This window comes from Aliifodinibius sp. S!AR15-10 (genome assembly GCF_031569985.1).
Taxonomy (GTDB): Bacteria; Bacteroidota; Rhodothermia; order Balneolales; family Balneolaceae; genus JAMQKA01.
Genome location: NZ_JAMQKA010000104.1, coordinates 1 through 2021 on the forward strand (window position 1 = coordinate 1; position 2021 = coordinate 2021).

Sequence of the window (2021 nt, forward strand, 5' to 3'; positions counted from 1 at the left end):
TTTCTTTATTCCATCGATAATAGCCCGGGTTCCTTCCTCACCGTGCGACCCATGATGGTCGATCCAGGTCTCTCCGAGGATCTGGCGCCCGAATCCATCTTCCCACCCCTTTTCGGTGCTCTGGAAATCATAATGTGCGTATGGGCTGTCGGGATTATCCTCATACATGAAGGCGTGGGTAGCCGTGCGCATTCCCACCACTGGCTTCCCCGCCTTCAGGTACTGGTCGATATATTTCATCTGCTCGTCCGGCAGCTCACGGAACCGGGTGAATATGACCATCAGGTCTGCGCTTTGCAGATTCTGCAGGCCCGGAATATTGTTTTGATACTCAGGATCCACCTCCCCGGTCTCAGGATTTATGGCAAACAGTACCGTTGTCTTAAATCCATGGTGTTTAGCCAAAATTTCTGCCAGCAACGGCAACGCTTCTTCCGATCGATACTCCTCATCCCCACTGACCAGCACAATGTGTTTGCCATTGCCAGGCCCCTCAACCGGTTCGTAAGAGATCCACTGCTCCCCCTGCTGGGCCTGCGCCGGGGCCCAAGCGATGGCAAAAAGGAATAATACCCAAGTACAAGTAACAATCAATCGCATATTATAGGTGGTAGATTTCATAAGCAACAAATAGGTGTTATAATGTTCGTTAATTAGAAAATTTCGGTATCCATTGAGTTTCAAAGGCCCGCTGTCCCTCTACTCCATGGGATGTTCGTTGAGCAGTTCCTCAGGGGTATAAAACCCTTCTTTATCCTGCACAGTAGCTCGGACCTTTTCGACCGTTTCGGGGCTAATAGGATCAGCCTCGTTACCAAAGGAATTGCGCACGTAGGTCAGCACGGCGGCCACTTCCTCATCATCCAGCATCCCGCCAAACGGAGTCATGGGCACCTGTCCGGGGTATTGCTCGCCCAAGACTTCGAGCGGGCCCTGCATCCCTTTGAGTACGAGCTTGATCAACCGCTCGGGGTCGCCCGTTACCCAATCCGTGCCCGCCAGCGGTGGAAATCCGGAGGCGGCCAGCCCTTTGCCGTTGGGTTGGTGGCAGGTCTCGCAGCTGCCATCGCGGCTAAAGATCTTCTCGCCCAGTTCATACAGCTCACGGTCGGTCCCTTCCAGGTCGGTCTGTACGGTCTCTTCGCCTTGTTCCGGCGGCATATAAGAGGTGCCCTGGATATGCGCCATCGCCGCGTTAAACGTGGGGGCGATATGCCGGTCCAGCGGATGTTTGGCTGCTTCCGAAAGCACGGGGAGCCCCTCCTGCTCCGGCAGCCACGAGGCCGCTACGATCGCCTCCAAGCGGACTCGCCCGTGTGAGTCGCCAGCAGCTTGTGTTAGAAGTTCTTGCTGCCCCTCAATTTGGTGGCCGCTGTAGCGCAGCACGCGTACCGCGGCGGCTCGTACCCGATGGTCCTCGGATTCCAGCAAGCGGCGGAGAAGATCCTGGTCCACACTGTTCAGTCCCCACGTTACCCACAGGGCTTCCAGCAGGTGGTGTTCATAGTGCGAATCACTTTCGTCCAGCCCGGCGATCCAAGTGTCGATGGCCGCACGGACCTGGCCAGCGTCCCGACCACGCAGTTCGCGCCGGGTGCGGTAGCGGGTACGATACTCGGGCAGGGTCAGGTTTTCCAGCAGCTGCTCTGTTGAGGCCCCGGCCACCGGTGCTGGCTCCACCAGCGGACGGTCGGGGTAGGTAATGCGGTAGATCCGCCCGTGCTTGTGATCGCGCAGCGGATCGCGGGCATTGTGCTGCATGTGGCCAATAAGTACGTTGTGCCAGTCGACCAGGTACAGCGACCCGTCAGGGGCAAACTCCATATCCACCGGGCGGAAATTGCCATCGGAGGAGGTCACCAGGTCCTGCCGGTGCTTTGTTGTGAACCCGGTCCCATCCTCAATCATCTGGTGCTGCTTGGTCCCCAGGAAGCCGATCGTATTGTTAATCAACATATCGCCCTGCACTTCGGGGGGGAAGTGACGGCTGGAGACAAACTCCAGCCCGGAGGTCGGTCGCA

1 protein-coding gene and 1 pseudogene are annotated in these 2021 nt (G+C 57.4%); both read right to left on the minus strand.

Annotated elements, in window-relative coordinates:
* Positions 1–621, minus strand: a pseudogene (locus NC796_RS26480) (hypothetical protein); the annotation flags it as partial.
* Positions 622–699: 78 nt separating this feature from the next.
* On the minus strand, positions 700–2021 hold a 1322-nt coding region (locus NC796_RS26485; protein WP_310688897.1), incomplete at its 5' end, for a HEAT repeat domain-containing protein.